General features: G+C 36.0%; 18 protein-coding genes. 7 read left to right on the top strand and 11 right to left on the bottom strand.

Annotated features, from left to right (window positions below):
- Positions 1–5: 5 nt before the first annotated feature.
- Together CQ022_RS07440 and CQ022_RS07435 are read right to left on the bottom strand one after the other, a co-directional pair.
- Positions 6–887 (bottom strand): hypothetical protein, encoded by an 882-nt coding sequence (locus CQ022_RS07440; protein ID WP_105680810.1) that lies wholly within the window; start codon positions 885–887, stop codon positions 6–8.
- Between the two features lie 126 nt (positions 888–1013).
- The gene (locus tag CQ022_RS07435; protein WP_105681785.1) at positions 1014–1388 is read right to left on the bottom strand and encodes a hypothetical protein; all 375 of its coding nucleotides are present in this window, start codon (positions 1386–1388) and stop codon (positions 1014–1016) included.
- A gap of 199 nt (positions 1389–1587) precedes the next feature.
- Between CQ022_RS07435 and CQ022_RS07430 the strand changes: the two genes are divergently transcribed.
- From CQ022_RS07430 to CQ022_RS07420, 3 genes are all read left to right on the top strand, one after another.
- The gene (locus tag CQ022_RS07430; protein WP_105680809.1) at positions 1588–1851 is read left to right on the top strand and encodes a hypothetical protein; all 264 of its coding nucleotides are present in this window, start codon (positions 1588–1590) and stop codon (positions 1849–1851) included.
- Positions 1852–2079: 228 nt separating this feature from the next.
- Positions 2080–3468, top strand: a complete 1389-nt coding sequence (gene lpdA / locus CQ022_RS07425) for a dihydrolipoyl dehydrogenase (RefSeq protein WP_105680808.1) — start codon at positions 2080–2082, stop codon at positions 3466–3468.
- Positions 3469–3634: 166 nt separating this feature from the next.
- Positions 3635–4435: a patatin-like phospholipase family protein gene (locus CQ022_RS07420; protein WP_105680807.1), complete on the top strand. Its 801-nt coding sequence runs from the start codon at positions 3635–3637 to the stop codon at positions 4433–4435.
- Positions 4436–4570: 135 nt separating this feature from the next.
- Here CQ022_RS07420 and CQ022_RS07410 read toward each other — a convergent pair whose 3' ends face one another.
- Positions 4571–5008 carry a hypothetical protein gene (locus CQ022_RS07410; RefSeq protein WP_105680805.1) on the bottom strand — a complete coding sequence of 146 codons (438 nt, stop codon included), beginning with the start codon at positions 5006–5008 and terminating at the stop codon, positions 4571–4573.
- Between the two features lie 445 nt (positions 5009–5453).
- On the opposite strand from CQ022_RS07410, the gene CQ022_RS07400 reads away from it, so the two are divergent.
- Entirely contained in the window at positions 5454–7391 is a 1938-nt protein-coding gene (locus CQ022_RS07400) for an SPFH domain-containing protein (protein WP_105680803.1), read from the top strand.
- Positions 7392–7428: 37 nt separating this feature from the next.
- Positions 7429–7863, top strand: coding sequence for a hypothetical protein (locus CQ022_RS07395; protein WP_105680802.1), 435 nt, complete (start codon positions 7429–7431; stop codon positions 7861–7863).
- Between the two features lie 37 nt (positions 7864–7900).
- Here the strand turns inward: CQ022_RS07395 and CQ022_RS07390 are convergent, their stop codons facing one another.
- The 4 genes from CQ022_RS07390 to CQ022_RS07375 form a co-directional block, all read right to left on the bottom strand.
- A complete protein-coding gene (locus tag CQ022_RS07390; protein WP_105680801.1) occupies positions 7901–8596 on the bottom strand; it encodes an ABC transporter ATP-binding protein in 696 nt (231 codons plus the stop codon).
- Between the two features lie 80 nt (positions 8597–8676).
- Complete coding sequence (locus CQ022_RS07385; RefSeq protein ID WP_105680800.1) at positions 8677–9237, bottom strand: hypothetical protein; 561 nt, start codon at positions 9235–9237, stop codon at positions 8677–8679.
- A 343-nt stretch (positions 9238–9580) separates the two neighbouring features.
- On the bottom strand, positions 9581–10276 hold the full coding sequence (locus tag CQ022_RS07380; RefSeq protein WP_105680799.1) for a LytR/AlgR family response regulator transcription factor: 696 nt from the start codon (positions 10274–10276) through the stop codon (positions 9581–9583).
- Positions 10269–11333, bottom strand: a complete 1065-nt coding sequence (locus CQ022_RS07375) for a sensor histidine kinase (protein WP_105680798.1) — start codon at positions 11331–11333, stop codon at positions 10269–10271. Before CQ022_RS07375 ends, CQ022_RS07380 begins: the two co-directional genes overlap by 8 nt.
- Before the next feature lie 183 nt (positions 11334–11516).
- On the opposite strand from CQ022_RS07375, the gene CQ022_RS07370 reads away from it, so the two are divergent.
- Entirely contained in the window at positions 11517–12632 is a 1116-nt protein-coding gene (locus tag CQ022_RS07370) for an acyltransferase family protein (RefSeq protein WP_105680797.1), read from the top strand.
- Positions 12633–12913: 281 nt separating this feature from the next.
- Here the strand turns inward: CQ022_RS07370 and CQ022_RS07365 are convergent, their stop codons facing one another.
- Positions 12914–13951: a serine hydrolase domain-containing protein gene (locus CQ022_RS07365; protein WP_105680796.1), complete on the bottom strand. Its 1038-nt coding sequence runs from the start codon at positions 13949–13951 to the stop codon at positions 12914–12916.
- A 111-nt stretch (positions 13952–14062) separates the two neighbouring features.
- Between CQ022_RS07365 and CQ022_RS07360 the strand changes: the two genes are divergently transcribed.
- Positions 14063–14575: a hypothetical protein gene (locus CQ022_RS07360; RefSeq protein WP_105680795.1), complete on the top strand. Its 513-nt coding sequence runs from the start codon at positions 14063–14065 to the stop codon at positions 14573–14575.
- Positions 14576–14903: 328 nt separating this feature from the next.
- Here CQ022_RS07360 and CQ022_RS07355 read toward each other — a convergent pair whose 3' ends face one another.
- The 3 genes from CQ022_RS07355 to CQ022_RS22935 all read right to left on the bottom strand — a co-directional run bounded on the left by CQ022_RS07355 (position 14904) and on the right by CQ022_RS22935 (position 19676).
- Positions 14904–16367: a RagB/SusD family nutrient uptake outer membrane protein gene (locus tag CQ022_RS07355; protein WP_105680794.1), complete on the bottom strand. Its 1464-nt coding sequence runs from the start codon at positions 16365–16367 to the stop codon at positions 14904–14906.
- A gap of 9 nt (positions 16368–16376) precedes the next feature.
- On the bottom strand, positions 16377–19331 hold the full coding sequence (locus CQ022_RS07350) for a SusC/RagA family TonB-linked outer membrane protein (RefSeq protein WP_105680793.1): 2955 nt from the start codon (positions 19329–19331) through the stop codon (positions 16377–16379).
- 195 nt (positions 19332–19526) lie between these two features.
- Positions 19527–19676: a hypothetical protein gene (locus tag CQ022_RS22935; RefSeq protein ID WP_165791595.1), complete on the bottom strand. Its 150-nt coding sequence runs from the start codon at positions 19674–19676 to the stop codon at positions 19527–19529.
- Positions 19677–19999 lie beyond the last annotated feature (323 nt).

Raw genomic sequence — 19999 nt, 5'->3', positions numbered from 1 at the left:
TTTGCCTAGTATTTTCTAGCCAATAGAACGTTCAGTAAGAATGTTCCTGTCCAGTTACTGTTATTTGCTCCGTTATTTCCGATAAAATCTATACGGGCCACAGATACAGTAAGTCTTGTTCTTCCTGCAGTACCATTATTGGCAAGGCTTACAAAAGACGCTGTAAATACATCCGGGAAACTTGAATTATTTCCTGCAGTAAGGATGGGGTACATATTGTTAACGTTGAACGGAGTACCCTGATATTCATAAACCAAGGTCATTCTGCTGGCATTGGCATAGGTGGCAGTGTGGGCATTATCTACAGATGTTTTACTAATGATCCACCATCTGTCATTTGCTGCTCCTGTATCATAACCTGCATTACCATGAGCGGTCCAGTCAGCAACAGGTGCGGTTCCCAGTCTATGAGGAGGAATGAGAACCTGTGTACCATAAATTTCTACGTTGCTCGGTTTTGGAAGAACGGTAAAAGATAAATCCCATGTTCCGCCAGTTGTATTGCTGTTGTTTACCACCTCAGCATATGCCCCTGTAGGAATCATAAAAGAAGCAACAGGAGTGTTGTCAATTCTTAAGGTGTTTCCACTGGAAGCCTGTAGCGTAATCGCATTTGGCGAAATGTTTTTGATCTTATAAATTCTCCCTGTAAAACTTGTGGTTCCGGTTCCGATGACGGGAAGCGTAAATGTAGCATCCGCTGTTCCATTATAAGTAATATAATGATCGGTCGTCAGAATACTATAAGTAGTGGTTGTGACTTCGCTATATCCAGCCCTTAAGGAACCATTTACGGCAAGCGTACTGTTAGGGGTTGTTGTATTAATACCTACTTGTGCAGTTAAGGGAACAGCAGCGAATAAAAGAATCGAGATGTATTTTTTCATATTGTATAAAATTGGGTTCAAACAAAAATATAAAAAAAAATAGCTAAAAATCACCTGAAACTGAATATTTTAAATATTTTTATTTTAATTCACTTTTTAGTGATAGGAATTGTTTTACAAAAAAATCTAAATCAATCTGCAGGGAACCTCCAAATCTTCGGTGAGGTAATAACTGGAGCAAAGGCGGTGATATCCATCCGCAATAATGAGTTCATTTTGCCCTCTTACCAATAATATCGGTGAAAGTTTTTTATTTTTTTCTACTTTTTTTAGGTTTTCTTTCACATGAATATTTGTTTCAGGAAGCAGAGAAAGCTTACTGGCCCTTAAAATGTCTTTCGATTTTTTGATGAGGGTAGGAGCAGCCTTTAATTTTTCAACCATTTTTTGCGCTTCACCGGGTGGGAAAAGAAGTTCAAGATAGTCCTGTGCTGCAGGAAAATCATGATCTTCCGGTTCTTTCAGCCAGATATTGTCTTTGGTCAGATCATTTTTTTTCATAGTTTTTATAAGTACTTGTTTAAAATATAAATAAATATATGAAAAATAGACCGTTACCAGAATCATTTATATCAAATCAATCCTCAATTTGATATGCATTTTCTTTTCTTTGAAAAAAATATTGGTATGATATATGTAAGATTTATCATGAACCGGAATGAATTTAATTAATTGAAAATCATTCGAAAATAAGAATATTATGAAAAAGTTATTAATTTCAACAGTATTGTTACTAGGCTTATCAATGAATGTTTCAGCTCAAAAACATCCGCCAGTTCCTCCACATCCTTCAAAAAGTGAATTGGTGAATATTAAAATGCAGGAACTTACCAAAAAATATAATACAGAGAAAAAACTCATCCTTAATCACCCTCTTGCTACCAAGCAGATGAAGAGAGATCAGATGAAAGCCTTAAACCAAAGATATGCCACTGAAAAACGATTACTTAGACAGGCAAAATAATACAGAATTTTTGCGGTTATTAAAATAAGAAAATCCTTTTTTTACATTTTGAATTTTGAGAAGTTTTCAATGTAAAAGAAAATTTATTGAAAGAGAATGCGTTTTGTATTCTCTTTCTTTGTGTAAAATTGAATGAAAATAGCTTTATTGATGCATTTTAAGATCAGTTTAGAGAAACATGAAACATCCAATATTTTTCCTTAAATTCGCATAAAAATTTTTAAAGTAATGAATTACGATATTATTGTCATTGGAAGTGGTCCTGGTGGATATGTTACTGCGATCAGAGCAGCGCAATTAGGTTTCAAAACCGCAATTATCGAGAAAGAAAATTTAGGAGGAATCTGCCTTAACTGGGGATGTATTCCAACTAAAGCTTTATTGAAATCTGCTCAGGTTTTTCATTATATCAACCATGCTGAAGATTATGGTTTAAATAAAGTGGAGGCAAGCTTTGAATTCCCGAATGTAATTCAGAGAAGCCGTGGTGTTGCCAGCAAAATGAGCAAAGGAATCGAATTCTTGATGAAAAAGAATAAGATTGACGTAATTCTTGGTACTGCAAAAGTACAGAAAGGTAAAAAAGTTTCTGTTACAGATAAAGAAGGAAAAGTAACTGAATATACAGGTACTCATATCATTATCGCTACAGGTGCTCGTTCAAGAGAATTACCAAACTTACCACAGGATGGTAAAAAAGTAATCGGATACAGACAGGCATTATCTCTTCCTGAGCAGCCGAAATCTATGATCGTTGTAGGTTCTGGAGCTATCGGGGTAGAATTTGCTGACTTCTATAACACAATGGGAACTAAAGTTACTGTTGTTGAATTTATGCCAAACATCGTACCTGTAGAAGACGAGGAAATCTCTAAGCACTTAGAGAAATCTCTGAAAAAGACAGGAATCGAGATCATGACAAACGCTTCTGTAGAAAGTGTTGATACAACAGGTGAAGGGGTGAAAGCTACTGTGAAAACAGCTAATGGAACCATCACTCTTGAAGCTGATATCTTATTATCTGCTGTAGGTATTGCTGCTAATATCGAGAACATCGGATTAGAAGAAGTAGGAATCCAGACAGATAAAGGAAGAGTATTGGTAAACGAATGGTATGAAACTTCAGTACCTGGTTACTATGCAATCGGAGATATCATCCCAACTCAGGCATTGGCTCACGTTGCTTCTGCAGAAGGAATCACTTGTGTGGAGAAAATTAAAGGAATGCACGTTGAGAAAATCGACTATGGCAATATCCCTGGATGTACGTACTGCCACCCTGAAGTAGCTTCTGTAGGTCTTACTGAAAAGCAGGCTAAAGAAAAAGGATATGAAATCAAAGTAGGTAAATTCCCTCTTTCTGCAAGTGGTAAAGCTACTGCAAACGGAAACACAGATGGATTTATCAAAGTGATTTTCGATGCTAAATATGGTGAGTGGTTAGGATGCCACATGATTGGTGAAGGAGTAACTGATATGGTTGCTGAAGCTGTTGTTGCTAGAAAATTAGAAACTACAGGTCACGAGATCATCAAATCTATTCACCCGCACCCAACAGTTTCTGAAGCAATTATGGAAGCTGCTGCTGCTGCGTATGGTGAAGTGATTCACATTTAATTCTGAAATTAACAGAAATCTATAACACAAAAGCCTGGAGAAATCCGGGCTTTTTTTGTTTAAATAAAAATCTATAAAACCATTGATTTTATTAAAATAATTTTAAAATTAGCATATTTATAAAAATTAACTTATTTATCTCAGGCTGTTTTCATACATTTATTCTATGAATTTTGAGAGAGTAGGACTTGTTTTATCAGGCGGCGGTACCAAAGGAATCGCTCATGCAGGAGTATTAAAATTCTTACAGGAAAAAGAAATTGAAGTTGACATCCTTTCCTGCTGTAGCGCAGGGTCTATTGTAGGCTGCCTTCATGCCATCGGAAAAACGCCGGAAGAAATTCTGGAATTCTTCAATTCCATATATTTTTTCAATTGGAAGCATTTTACATTCAATCAGCCGGGGCTGGTTTCTTCGGTGATCTTCAGAAACTATCTGAAACCCATTTTCCATGAAATGAAATTGGGAGATCTTGATATCGAAGTGAAAATTGTAGCAACCGAATTAGTAGCAGGAACCCAGAAAATTTTTGATAAAGATTTTGAGATTGTTGATGCAATCATTGCTTCATGCTCTATTCCGGGAATTACGACCCCTTACATCATTGGTGAGGAAATGTACTGTGACGGAGGAGTTCTGAATAATTTTCCTGCAGATATCATCAGAGAAGATTGTGATAAACTGATTGGTGTATTCGTTTCTCCACCCAACGAAGCGAAGATCAAAGACCTGAATTCTATTAAAGCAATCGTTTCGCGTTCTTACGATCTTCTTTCCTACAGAATTGAAAAAGTAAAATTCGATTACTGTGACTGGTTCATTTCTTCTCAAAAATTATCTTCTTACGGAACTTTTGAACGCAGAAAAGACAGATTGGAGCAGATCTTCAATATCGGTTACCAGGCAGCAAAAGAAAGCTATGAAGAAAGCACCTTTTTTACAGAATTGAGACAATCCGGAACATAAAAAAATCCTGTATCAATCAATACAGGATTTTTATTATATGAAGAGTCAGAAATACTTTTTGTTCTTAAAACGAAGCTGTCCGCTGTGCAAATAACTTCCAGCCTCTGTCTTCCCGCTTCCAGCCCTTCTATCATTCTAATTTTTTACCACGTATCCGTCCTGACGTACAATCTCACGGTCGTTAGCATCATTTACAACCAAAGTATAAGGTGCTTTTTTCGCAGAATCTGTAAGATAATTTCTCCAAACCTGATAGCTGTGTCCCTCATTATTGAAATTGATGTAATAGTTGCCTCCTGAACCGTCAGGAACCAGTTCGCCATCACTGATGATCATGCTTGGTTTAGCCGTAATCTTTGCATTGGCATTCCATGACTGATAAAGGTACTTGCCATTCGGCTGCTTGTCTATTCTGATTTTGAATTTTTTGGTTTTGATAATAACAGTCTTCGGTACCTGCTGAACAACGGAAGAAGTTATAAAACGGTCTGTTTTCGGATTTGGAACCTCTTTGGCATACACAAATGAAAACTGAGCCAGGCAAAAAGTCCCTAATAAAATGTGCTTTATCATATTGAGTGGTTATTGGTTAACATTTCAGGGTCTATCAAATATGAAGCCATTTTTCATTAATCAGATGACTTATCGTTCTGAAAAATAAGTCCTTAAGGCTTTTGTATATCGGTTGTGAAAAATAATAATATTGATTTTCAGTTGATTATCATTTTGTTTGTGAAATATTACCAATTTTTAAAACAACTGAATACTTTTCTTCTGTACATTTGTACCATCAAAGGATCTCGTTCCTTTCTTATCAAAATGAAACTAATTAACTTTAAGTTTTTTCTATTAAAAGTATCAGAAATCATCTTCACGATTTTTAATACTTCCCCTCCAGTAATTTCTTAATTTTTTCGAAAGAATTATCACATAATTCATACTCTGCTCATTCGTATTCTGAAGAGCCAGAGCACAATCCCTGTTTTAAAATTTAATCAAAAAACAAAAACAACAAACTATGGAATTAACTTTTCATGGCTGGATGATTCCGGCTGTAATTGCGCTTTTGTGCGTAATCTTTTACAAATTTATTTTAAGAATTTTCTTTGGATTAATCATTGTTCCTCAAGACAGAATTGGTTTGGTTACCAAAAAATTTGTGCTGATGGGCAAGCAGGAACTTCCTGAAGGAAGGATTATAGCAACCAACGGAGAAGCGGGTTTTCAGGCTCAGACATTAGCTCCCGGGGTGTATTTTAGAAAATGGATATGGCAATATTCTATCGATTTTCAACCTTTTACAGTGATTCCGACGGGTAAAATAGGATTATTATTGGCAAAAGATGGTGTAGAATTGGAAACCGGAAGGATTCTGGCCAGAAAAGTCGACTGTGATTCTTTTCAGGATGCTGAAGCCTTTTTAAAAAATGGCGGAAGAAAAGGCCGTCAGACCGCTATTGTTGCACCAGGATCTTATAGAATCAATACATTATTATTTGAAATAGAATTAACGGATATGACTCAGATTCCCGACAATGCAGTGGGAATTATCACAACAATGGAAGGAAGTCCTTTAGAAGAAGGTCAGATTGCGGGTAAAATTATCAATGATCATAATAAGTTTCAGGATGTTGATACTTTTTTAAATAGCGGAGGATATAAAGGTCTTCAGGAGCAGGTAATTCTGGCTGGTTCCTACTTCCTGAATCCCTGGTTTACAAAAGTGGAAATGGTGAAAATGACGGAAATTCCGATTGGCCATGTTGGGGTTATTATCAGTTATGTAGGAGAAGAAGGAAAAGATTTAAGCGGCGTTGATTTTAAGCATGGAAATATTGTTGAAAAAGGTCATAAAGGAGTTTGGGCAGAACCTATTGGTCCCGGAAAATATCCAATCAATCCTTATATCATGAAGGTTGAGCTTGTTCCTACCACCAATTTGGTATTGAACTGGGCTTATGAAAGAAGCGAATCTCACCAGCTGGATAAAAACCTTTCCACCATTACGGTGCGAAGTAAAGACGGTTTCCCTTTCAATCTGGATGTTTCACAAATTATTCATATTCCTACCTATGAAGCCCCAAAAGTCATTGCCCGTTTTGGAAATATGATCAATCTTGTAAGTCAGGTGTTAGAGCCAACCATTGGAAATTATTTCAGAAATTCAGCGCAAGATAGCGATGTGATCGCATTTCTGGGAACGCGAAAAGAAAGACAGCAATCGGCCAAAGACCATATCAGCAGTGTTTTGGAACAATATAATGTAAACGCTGTTGATACTTTAATTGGTGCCATTGTTCCTCCGGAAAGTTTAATGAAAACATTAACAGACCGAAAACTGGCGGAAGAGCAGAAAATTACTTACGAAACCGAAATGTTGGCGCAGGAAACACGTCAGGCTCTGGAAAAAGAAACGGCCGTTGCCGATATGCAGAAAGAAATTGTAAAAGCAGATCAGGGGGTGGTAATTGCGGAAAGAATTGCTGATGCATCGGTGAAAAAGGCTACCGGAGATGCTAATTCTGTAAGACTGCAGGCAAATGCCGAAGGTGATCGATTGAAGCTTCTGGCAACCGGGGAAGCAGAAAAAACAAGACTTCTTGCAAAAGCCGAAGCGGAAAAGATAGAACTCCTGGCCAGAGCAAGTGCTGAGCAGATTTCATTAACGGGTAATGCTGAAGCAGAAAAGATTCTGGCCATTGGTAAATCGAATGCGGAATCCTACAAATTATCTGTAGAAGCAATGGGTGGAAATAACTTTACCCAATTGAAAATCATGGAAAATATTGCCAGTCAGAATGTAAGAATTATGCCTGAAGTATTAATCGGAGGAAACGGAGATTCAGCGAATGGAGGAATCAGCGGACTTTTAGGACTTCAGCTCTTGGAACAGGTACAAAAGAAAAATGCTGAAACAGTTTCTATTACGGAAGAAAGAAGGGATAACAATTCTTAAATTATAAATAACTTAATTTCAACTTTGGATTTTTAAAATGATTTATATTGTTCAACTCATTATAGCACTACTGATTATTAGTTTTTTTGTTTTCTCCATTATTGAAATCTATTGTGAAATTGTAAAAAAAAGGTGTAAGGCTTTTTTTGGTATGCTTATTAGCTTGATTTTATTTTTTTTAATGATTACAGTCCGTAATCATTTGGTTAAAAATGAACTTGTAGAAAGTATTAATACTTCAAAAATAGAACAGGACAATTCTTCTTTTTCAAAAAGAGAATTGTCAGATATTCATATTGTAAGTGAGAAAATAAGAGTGGCTGACAAGAATATTTTTGTTGTACTTATGCCTCAGAAAGATACGCTTTACATGAACCAGGATTTTCATGATAAAAATAAATTTTGGGTTCACTATAAAAAGTACGAGATTTTAAAAATTACAGCACCTTTAGGATATATAATAAAACAATAAAAAAAACGCCCGAAAAACTTTCGGGCGTTTTTTATTTTTATGCGGTATAACTTGCAAAAGCCTCTTCCAGACTTTCAAATTTACCTTTAAATTCATCAATAGGGCAGTCCTGAAGAATATTTCCTTTATGAATCAGAATCACTCTGGAACAAAGCGCTTCTACTTCCTGCATGATGTGCGTAGAAAGTAAAACTGTTTTTGCCTGACCAATTTCTTTTACCACATTACGGATTTCAATAATCTGGTTGGGATCCAGACCATTGGTAGGTTCATCAAGAATCAGTAAATCGGGCTGATGAATAATAGCCTGAGCAAGCCCTACACGTTGTTTGTATCCTTTAGACAGCTGGCCAATCTTTTTAGATTTTTCAGGGGTAATTCCTACCAGTTCAATCACCTCATCTACTCGGGATTCCTGGATTTTGTGAATATTGGCAACAAACTGAAGGTATTCTTTTACGTACATCTCCAGATAAAGCGGATTGTTTTCAGGAAGGAAACCTATTTTCTTTTTGCTTTCGATCTCACGTTCAGCAATATTCAAGCCGTTGAAAATGATTTCACCCTGATCAATTTTCAGTGCACCGACAATAGATTTCATCAGGGTAGATTTTCCGGCACCGTTCGGGCCAAGAAGACCGATGATCTCATTTTTATCAATAGAAATGTTGATGTTGTCAAGGGCAGTCTGTTCACCAAATTTTTTGGTTAAATTGATTATCTGAAGCGGCATAAGTTTTATGATCTTTCTGCAAAAATAAAATAAAAAAACTCATCCGATAGAATGAGTTTCGCAATATTTATAAAATATAATTATTTTCTTGATTTTTTCTTAGCACCACCTGAGGCAGGAGTTGCTGTAGAGGCTGTATTGGCAGCTCCTTTGGTTGCAGCAGGATTTATACTGGCAGGTTTGTCATACATGGTATATTTCCCATTGGTTCGTCCAAAGATTTTTTCCACCTGTTTTTGGTTTAAAAACTGAGATTTTCCAATGTATTTTCTGTTTTTGTTGATCACCTGGATAAACTGCATGGTTTGCTGGCCATAGTTTTTTTCATAATGAAGTTCAATGATATCATTAGGAAGTTCCAATACAACATTCTCATCAGGAGTGGAGATAAATCCATCCATAATAAGTTTATATAATCCGGCAACATCTCCATTAAGGTTTTGGAATGAAAAAGATCGGATGGTATTCAGGTTAGCAGTGTTCAGATCCTGGTAGTTGACTGTAAATTTATCTTCCTTTTTATATAGACCAACGGAATTATCTTTACCAATTTCCACCAAACTTTCATTTTTCAACACTTTGATCTGTGAGAAAACTGAAATACCGAACATACATGTAATAAGTAGAATTATTTTTCTCATGGAATGAATTTTAATGTTTTATAAACTTGGTGCACATAAATTTAATCATAAAAAAGCTAAAAAGCAATTTTATTTATAAAGCAAAAGTAACATTTTTTTTTAATATTTATAAGGGATTATCTGCTGATGCTATGGATTTCATTGTTTACACAAAGAATTGTTAATCATGGTTTTGATCCTGTTTTCTGAAAATGGGCTGATTTCTATTTGTGACAGATTTATGCTCCTTGATAGAGTGTAATGCGTTGAAAAACAGATTGAAGATTACCCAAGTGTGTTTGGATGAAAAATTAATTTTAAATAATTATTAAAAAAGAGGTTTTGTGAATTAAAATTAAAGAAACTACAACAGTTTGTTTTTAGAAACTGCCGCTGTAAAGGCATCGAATTCTTGTTTGTAGCTTCTGCCGACAGGGATTTGATATTTGTTGACAATCAATTCATTATTAGTAAAAGCCGTAACAAAAGCAATATTGACGATAAAAGATCTGTGAACCCTTACAAAACCTTTACCCGATAAAGTTTTCTCCAGATCCGTAATTTTACTTTTTGAAATACAGCTTTCCTGGTTCGTTAGGACAATTTTAATATCGTTTCCCTGGCTTTCAAAATATACAATCTCAGAAAGAAAAAGTTTGCGGTGCATTCCCTCTGTTTTAATGAGGATGAAATCTTCTCTATGGTCAACGGTATTTCTCAACAGGCGCTCTACAGCTTTGAAAAAACGTTCGAAGGTAATGGGCTTCAGGAGATAATCTACAGCTTCGAGTTCGAATCCTTCAATAGCAAAATCACGATAGGCTGTGGTGAAAATGGTTTTAGGCTTTTGAGGCAGTGATTTCAAAAAATCGATTCCATTAAGGTGAGGCATTTGTATGTCCAGAAACATAAGGTCGACAGATTGGTTTTGCAGTATTTTATAAGCCTGCATAGCATTTTCTGCTTTTCCCGTAAGTTTCAGATCGTCAATCTTGGAGATATGGTTTTCCAGTAATGATGCGGCTAAAGGCTCGTCATCTACAATAATGCAGTTAATCATAATGGGAAGGCGTTGTTATTTCAACTTTAAAAATATTATTTTCCTGTGAGATCTGAAAAGTAAAATGTTCCTGATAATGATACTGAAGCTGTCTTTTTATATTTTGCAGTCCGATTCCTTTCTCATTAGATGTGGGTGAATCTGAGAAGGTATTTTCAATTTTAAAAACAGAATGCTGATAATTCGTTTCTATTTCAATCGTTATTTCCGTTGTTTCTGAACTTTTTCCTGCTCCATGTTTAAAAGCATTTTCTACCAGAGTGAGATAGAGCAGTGGCGGAATGGTATTCGCCGATTGTAAGACCGTGTTTAGGGTAATTTTTAATCTTTCATCATGATATCGAAGTTTTTCCAATGCAATGTAATGATTAATAATATCCAGTTCATCAGAAACCTGCACCCACTTTTTTTGTCCTTTGTATAAAATATAATCCAGAATATCCGAAAGCTGGCTGATGGATTGGGATGTTTGATCAGAATGGCTGATGGACAGAGAGTAGATATTATTCAAAGTATTAAAGAGAAAATGAGGGTTGAGCTGAGATTTGAGAGATTGCAGTTCCAGCTCTGTTTTTTCCTTCTGAAGTTTGATGGTACGTTCCTTTTCATCTTTATACCGGATGATAAACATGATTGAGATAAAGATAAATGTACCACTGATAATGGGAAAAGTGTAATGAAGTAAAAGATAAGGAATATCTGTGGCAATATTGAAAATACTGTCTTTAACTTCATTGGTGAAAAGAGGTTCTGCGAGATAAACAATAAAAAATCGGTTGATAACGGAAATAATATAAAGACTAAGAAGAAGGGACAGTACAAATTCCAGGTACTTTTTCCGGTCAAAGAAATGACGGATCAGGATAAAATAAATAAAATTGGCTCCGGCAATCTGGAAAATCCAATGACAAAAATTGTAGATGATCACTTCTTTAAAAGCTCCTTCGTTATATTCTCCATACATTCTTGCGGTTCCAAACAAAAATAAGGCAGTCCAGAAGAACAGCTGGAAGTATAGGTTTTGTCTGATCAGATTTTCTGATGGGGTTTTCATCATCCTCAAAAATATAAAATCTTAAGTAACCTCATAGAAATACGATGTTAATGGCTTTAAAATAATGACGGATAACATCATTTACGGTGTAAAAGGAATATTTTACTGTTGATCCTGAATGTTGTGCTGTCTGGATTCTATATAAAAAAGCAGTTTGAAATTTGTCAACATTTGTACAAAAAAATAATGACGGAACGTTCTGAAAGGCTTTATGGATTGGATCATCTGAGAGCTGCTGCTATTTTACTTGTATTCATATATCATTACCGGGCATTTAAACATCCGGACTGGATCGACATTATCGGAAGGTTTGGGTGGACAGGAGTGGATCTCTTTTTTGTCTTAAGCGGTTTCCTGATCTCCGGCCAGCTGTTTAAAGAAATAAAAAATACGGGAGAAATCGGTTTGAAAACATTTTATATAAAACGGTTTTTCAGGATTTTCCCAGCCTATTTTTTTACCCTTTTTCTCTACTTTACTTTTCCTTTTTTCAGGGAACGGGAGGCTTTATCTCCTTTGTGGAAGTTTGTGAGTTTTACCCAAAATTACGGGCTGGATGTTATCAATCGCGGAACATTTTCCCATGCGTGGTCCTTATGCATTGAAGAGCAGTTTTACCTCATTCTGCCTTTATTACTTTTAATCTTACTCCTAATAAAACGGTTCAAATACCTGCCTTATCTGATGATAGTCGTGATTGGATTATCTTTTATGACAAGATGGATGGTGTGGAATCAATGGATTGTAGCAATGGATCCAAATTCTACAGACTTCTGGAAATTATGGTATATGAAAATATATTATCCTACTCATACAAGGCTGGATGGACTTGGGGTAGGAGTCCTGATCGGGTATCTCATGCAGCATTCATCCCTGTTTAAAAGAATCTTGGAACGCAATGGAAATAGACTTTTCCTTCTTGGAATAATATTGTTGGGAATTTCATTCTGGATGTGTAATGAACAGGCTTCTCAAACAGCTTCTGTTTTTGGATTTACACTGGTGGCTGTAAGTTATGGATTGATCCTTATGGCAGCGGTTTCCCCATCCTCTTTTCTGTATCGTTCAAAATCTTATCTTACTGCTCAGCTGGCAGCTTTATCCTATGCTGTTTATCTTTCACATAAAGGAATTATTCATATGGTACAGGAATGTTTTGATTATTTTAAACTTGAAACTTCAGATAATATAAGTCTTCTTGTGTGTCTTTTCGCTTGTCTTTTGGGTGGTTTGGTCTACAGGTTTATGATAGAAAAACCTTTCTCTGTTCTTAAAATAAAGGCTTTAAAAAGAATTGTATAATATCTACGATCTTCGGGATAGATTTCAAAAATTGTAAAAAGTATTATCCTTGCTAAAAATCTTTGATTTTTTTGCGCCTTAAAAAATATAATATTAAAAAAACTTTGCGCCTTTGCGATTTTTCAAAAAAACATAAATAGGAAAGGTTTAGTTGGAAAATCGCAAAGGCGCAAAATGGTATTAATAAAATTGTTATAAGGCGCAAGGATTTTATCTGCGATAAATTGAATGCTGTGTATTTTGAAATCTTTGACAGATCCTTTATAAAACAATTTTTTGACTTAGTTAGAAGTTATTGCTTTCAGCACTGTATTTTTTATCGCAGCTTCTTTAAAACTCCAGTATTGACTGTCCTTAGGCATCTGGTTTTCCAGGATGACCAATGTAGTATCTGTGGAAGGAAAATAGACATTAAGACAGGTAAACCCATCACCAAGACCTGTTACTGCAAAATAATCCAGACCGGCTTCTTTGATCAATCTCACATTGTACCCAAATCCCATGCTTTCCTTTCCAAACACATTGTGCTGAGAAGTAGTGGAAGGGGTCATCATCTGCTTCTGGAATTCCGGAGAGAGTAATTTTCCTTTAAATAGTGCCTGATCCCATTTTGCCAGATCCTGTACAGTGGAAATAATGCCTGCAGCAGAAGCATTATCATTGTTCAGAAATGACTGTTTTACTTTTTCAAACTGATTGTTTTCGTTTATATAACCGGGAACATGAGATTGAGTATTCTGGGCATTATACACAAACGTTTGATCCATTTTAAGCTTTTTAAAGAGTGGATTTGCTAATTCGGCAAAGCTTTTTCCGGTTGTATTTTTAAGAATTTCTCCCAGCATTATATAGGAAAGGTTGCCATATTTGAATTGGGAACCTGCTTTAAAAGCTGTGGGTTTCTCTGTATTTGTAATTCCATGAGTATGATTCAGGAGATGATGTATCGTAACTGTATCTGCCCAGGTCTGTGTAAGGGAAGGTAAGTATTTTTTAACAGGAGTATGAAGATCCAGTTTTCCCTGTTCAGCGGCTTGTAAAATTAATACAGCGGTGATTTGCTTTGAATTGGACATGATTTCAAACTGGTCATCCGTTTTCAAAGAAGTTTTTTTCTCAAAATCTTTATAACCATTGGATTTCAGATACTGTATTTTTCCTTTTTGGGCTACCAGAACAACTCCGTTGAATTGTATCGGACTGGAAGCTGTGATAATACTGTCGATTTTATGAGTATAGGTATCTTTTTTCTGAGCTGTTGCGGTAATAGATAACAGGGTGGAAAACAAGCCTGTGAAGAATAGTTTTGCTGTGGTCATTATTGTTTTTTTGTTATTGGAAAAAAGTAAAAGATAAAAAATAAATAGGATTCCAAATATATGTATTTCCTGTTTTTCTTTTATTCTAAATATTTTAATAATTTAGTTTTCATGAAAATTAAATCAATAAGCCTTTTTGTACTCTTTTTATCTTTTCTTTCCTGTAAAAAAGATAAGGAATATCCGAAATATGTTGAGCTTAAATCGGGTAACGGAACCTATTCACTTTTTATTAAAGACGGAACCTTCGAATTTTTAAAAACAGAATTTAGAAGCTATGATCAGATCATAACAGCATCTTTCACAGAAGGGAAGTATGAGGTATCTGGAGATGAACTGATTTTAAAGAGCAACAATGGCAAAAAGTATATTTTCAATATTGGTAATGAGTCTGAACTGATTCCTGTAAAAATGGATTCATTACAAGATTTGAAAGGCTTGTTTCCCATCCAGATTCTTCACCATAACAAAATGCCGAAAGAAATGGGACGCCTGGATTCTTTAGGAAGAAAAAATGCTTTATGGCTTTATTTCAACGAAAAAGGAAAGATTATCAACCAGCGCTTGTATAAAAGTGGTGAGCTGATAAAAGATAACTATAAGTCTGATATTATTATAAAATAAATAATTTGCAAGAGACTTGGAAATAAACAGTATTCAATTTTATCGCAGATAAAATCCTTGCGCCTTATAGTAACCTTCTTGATAGAATTTTGCGTCTTTGCGTTTTCCAATTATACCTTTCTTATTTATATTTTTTTGAAAACGCAAAGACGCAAAGCTTTTTTAATTCAATATAAAATTTTAAGGTGCGAAAAAATCAAAGATTTTTAGCAAGTGAAAGTCAAAAAAATATCAGAACCTTACCTTAGTCAATAATAAAGGCGCCATTTACTTGTAAATGGCGCCTCGTCACTGAATATATTTGAATGTAAAATTGTTTCTTGTTTATCTACTCATTCTGCTTGATTTGTGGGTTATTATTAATCTCTTTATTAGGAATCTGGAATCTGAATTTACCCGGTGTCAGGCTAAATCTTCCAAAAGTGTGATTCGTTCCTGTGTAAACTCTCTCTAAAGGAGTATTTAATCTTTTCATATCAAACCAGGCATAACCTTCCCCCCAAAGTTCTATTCTCTTTTGCAGTACAATTTCATTGATCAGCTCACTACCTGATTTTACCGACAGTGTATAGGCTTTATCTCTTTTTGAGGTTATTTCGAATAATACCTGTCTGGCCTCCGTTTCTCTTCCTTGTCTCGCAAGGGCTTCAGCCTGAATGTAATACAGTGAGGAAGCTCTGATATAAATATAATCTCCTTCAAAAAGGGTAGGATCTTTAAACTTCCAGCTTACATAAGGCGGATAATTTTTTGTTTTTCCATTAAAAGTATACGCTGCACTCTGGCTTCCATTAAATACTTTCTTTCGATAATCCGTTGTGGGAATAGCTTCGTAAAGACGCTTGTCGATCAGCTTACGGATCTGTGCTGCTCCGGCATATCCTTCATTGGTATTATCAAACATTGAGAAGAAAGAGGCATAATAATTCCCGATACTCATCGTGGAAATCGTATTATGGAAACCCCATATTACCTCAGGATTATTGATGTTTGAAAATCCCGTCGTGGTATAATCGTCTTCCGTCATAAGAGCAACGCCCTGTTTACTTTCTTCAGCATATTGAGCGGCTTTTATGTAATCTCCTGTTTGTAAAAATACCTCAGCTGCAATTGCTTTCGCTGCTCTTTGATCTATCTGAGCTCTGGATGGGCGGGCATACGTATCCAAAAGGCTAACAGATTCTTCTATATCTTTTTTGATTTGTACATACACCTCAGCAACTGTTGACCTCGGAAGTCCCTGGCTTGGATTATTGGCGGTAAGAACCAATGGAAGCCCTGCTTCAGCCTGATGACCATTATAATCATTAGCATAAAAACGAACCAGATAAAAGTAAGAATAAGCTCGTAAAGCCAGTAACTGTCCTGCAATTGCCCTGTTTTTTGCATTTGCATTTTTATCCAGGCTGTCAAGAAGTTTGTTGATCACAAATATTCTTGCATAAAAAGTGGTCCATACAATTTCTGAAGCGATGTTGCTGGCATTGGTAGCTTCATAATTATAAAACATCCCCAAATGCTGGTTGGTAGACTGGATGACATCATTAGACATCAGATCTGCACCTGCTTTGATCCCCATGATTCCGAAATCTGAGTGAACAGTAGTACCGCCGGCACCGTTGCTGCGAAGATCAAGATATACTCCGCCCAGGATTTTTTCCGGACTGCTAGAGTCATTATTCAGCTGTTCACCGGAAATATCTCCTTCCGGTAAAGTATTGAGATCATTGGCACAGCTGGTCGCTATAAAACCTATGGTTACCGCTGATATAAAGTATTTTATTATTTTCATTCTGTTCTTTTAAAAATTAAGTTTAAAGCCTAAAGAAACACTTGACAGCAGAGAATATCTGTAGGTATCTGAAACTCCTGTGAGTGAAGCTCTTGGGTCATATCCTTTTCTCTTTGACCACAGATACAAATTGTTTCCTGCCAGATAGATTTTCAGGCCTGATAGCCCTGCCTGCTTTGCAAAATCCTCAGGAAGCTGATAAGAAAGTGTTACATCCTGAAGGCTGATATAATCTGATTTGATCAGATAAAGTGTTGAATTTCCATTCTGGTTTGTAGCCGTAAGATCTACTCTTGGTAATGAAGCCGTCGGATTTTCCGGTGTCCAGGTTTTATCAAGATCCGTTGAATAGTTAGACCCATAGCTGTCAGAATGGAATAAGCTTCTGTAAATATCATCATAGCCATATCCTCCGAACTGATACGCAAAATTCACTGCCAGATTGAATCTCTTAAAAGTAAAATCTGTCCCGAATCCACCATATACCTTTGGAATAGCAGATTTCCCTGTATTATAATCAGTAGCTTCTTTGTAATTATTGGTAACCGTTCTTTCTTCCTTTTGAGTGGTTGGGTTTATGGCTGTACGATACCATAAAGCGTCTCCATTTTCAGGATTCACTCCGGCAAATTCTTTAAGGAAATACGTATAACGGTCTCCACCTTCTGTAAGAATAAATAAACCGGTTACTAAACCTGTATTTCTCTGTTCGGCAGGCAATCGGGTAATCTTATTTTTATAATGGGTGGCATTGGCATAAAAGCTCCATTGGAATTCCTCACCACGAAGAATATCCACACTTAGATTAGCCTGAACCCCTCTGTTGGTCATATCTCCGATATTTCCATACTTCACATAAGAACCTGCATTGGAAGGTGGGAGAGGAAGCGTGTAGATCATATCCGAAACTTTCCTTTCAAAATAATTAGCATTTAAATTTATTCTGTTTTTTAACAGGGAGATTTCAAAACCGGCATTCAGGTTTTTGGAAGTTTCCCATTTCAGATCTTTATTTCCTTGTTTTTTAAGAGAAAGAACAGGCTTGTCATCCCCGAAGTTATTAATTCCATAGATATCCTGGTAGGCATAATAATCTCTGTTGGAACCACTCAATAGAATGTTGTCATTTCCCTGCTGGCCGTAAGAAGCTTTTAATTTCAGGGAATTAATCAGCCTGTTATCTTTAAGAAAATCTTCTTTTGCAATATTCCATGCCAGTCCTAGTCCATAGAAGTTTCCCCATCTGCTTTCAGGAGAAAAGACTGAAGAACCGTCTCTGCGTATATTGGCATTAAAGAAATATTTGCCGTCATAATTATACAATAACCTTGTAAAATAGCCTTCTACAGCATATTCATAACCGCTTCCTGATAAATCGGTAATTTTTACGGCATTGTCAAATGATTGAGAGTCAGGCAGCAGAAGCTGCTGTTTTGAACCGGAAAAACCATCATCTTTGATCTTGTTTAGCTCATGTCCTACAAGGAGATTGAAGCTGTGATTTCCCAGTTTTTTCTGATAAGTAAGCAATTGCTGATGGTTCAGTGTATATTTAAAATTAGAACCTTGTGAAATCGTTCCTCCTACAGAAGAAGAAGTTCCTCCTTCCGTATTTCCGAACTGCAGGTTTCTTGTATTTTCAAGATAGGCCCCAAAGTTATAAGTAAAATCCAGTCCTTTGATGATTTCATAATTTAAACCAAGATTAAGGTTGGTTATATTGCTGACGATCTGTGATTTATCTTTCTGCAGGTTTCCAACCGGGTTTTCAAAAACAGCATAAGATCTTGTTGCACCGTTGGGGCCCTGTCCGTCTCCATAGTCGTATAAAGCATTTCCATAGCTGTCATAAAGTCTCTGGTAGTTGTTATCCCTAAGGAAAACCGGATAGAAAGGGGCAATATTTCTGGCAAACTGGAAAGGGTTGGAGAAACCGCCAGTCTCCCCGAAATCCTGTTTGCTGTAAGTGTAAGACAAAGCACTGGTCAATTTCAGTTTTGAGGTGATAGCGTAGTCTACATTAGACCTGATCCCGAATCTTTCAAAACCTGAAGAAATCAAATATCCTTTATCATCCAGATAATTAAGAGATGTATATGATTTTACCTGGTCACTATTGGCATTGATGCCTACCGTAGCTTCTCTTCTTAACGAGGGTCTGAAGAGCAGTTTCTTCCAGTTATCCTGATACAATAATTTTGCCTCGGGATTGAAAGAGCCATCCTTGGAAATCAGTTGACTGAAAGGGACACTGTAAGCATTATATCCCAGTTTGCTCAGTGCAGCAAGTCCCACATCATGAGGAGAAGGACCTGAAGGAACAGCTCCCGGTTGTTTCAATCTTGCAATTTCACCAATTCTGGCTCTGTTATAATATGCGGTATAATAATCCTGTGGAGAAGTATACACGGAATAATCTTCAATAGATCTGAAATTGCCCCCTGTTTTTACATCAGCTTCAATACTCAATCCTTTGCTTTTCCCTCTTTTGGTATTCACAATAATCACTCCGTTGGCTCCTCTGGAACCATATAAGGCATTGGATGAAGCATCTTCAAGAAAAGAAATACTTTCAATATCCGATGCTGCAATACTGTTCAGGTTTCCGCTGTAAGGAATTCCGTCCAGTACAATTAACGGATCACTGGAAGCATTGATAGAGCCTATTCCTCTCATTCTGATGGTAGGCTGGGAACCCGGCTGTCCTGAGGAAATTACCTGTACTCCCGCTACTTTTCCTCCAATTCCCTGAAGAATATTTCCATTTTGAAGATTAGAGAGATCTTTAGCCTTCAATGACTGTACAGATCCTGTAATTTCTTCTTTTTTCTGCTTTCCAAAAGCTACTACCACCACTTCTTTGATGGAGGTTTCCTTGGAAAGACTGTCTTTACTTTGTGCAAAACCATATTCCGCGAATAGGAGTAAGGCCAATACACCAAGTTTGCATTGTTTCTTTTTCATTATATTAATCTAGGTTTAAAACTGAATTGTGTATTACTGCTGATCTCTCTGTAAGAAATAATAATTCCCTGCCTCCTTTTTCAGGGAGGATATAAGAAGTAAAATGATAAAATTTACAGGAGATGTACCCGGATGAAAGAAGCCTTAAACTCTTAGGCTTTAATTCCTACAGTAATGAATGTATCTCTTAGAAAGTTATGACATCATCATCTTGCACATCATCTCAAAGCACATGTCGTTAGAAATACAGTGGTGCTGTGAATAGGCAGGCTCTGCAGAACACTTTTGTGCAGAATCCGTTACCATAAGGGTGCATACGTAAGAATTAAAGGTATTCTTATTCATGAGAATAAAGTTTATTTTTTTTTAACTGGGTCAAAATTATTTAATAATTCATGAACCTCGATAAAAAGGGGGTATGAGATAAATCATACTAGTCTACTAATTTAGTAGGTTAATAAAATAAAATCAACATTATTTGATTTATTAATTTGATATTCAGTTGTTTGTATTATTATTTGAAATGTTAAAAAATGATAAAAAGTTAATTTCCAGAGAGTGAATTAAAATTAACATTATAAGTCTATCTATTTTATAGACTTATTGCTTATTTTATAGCATTGCTAATCATAAGATCAGGCATCAGGAGCTTGATCCTGCTATCCGCT

The sequence above is a fragment of the Chryseobacterium culicis genome (genome assembly GCF_002979755.1).
Lineage (GTDB): Bacteria > Bacteroidota > Bacteroidia > Flavobacteriales > Weeksellaceae > Chryseobacterium > Chryseobacterium culicis_A.
This window is presented reverse-complemented; position numbering and strand designations above follow the sequence as displayed.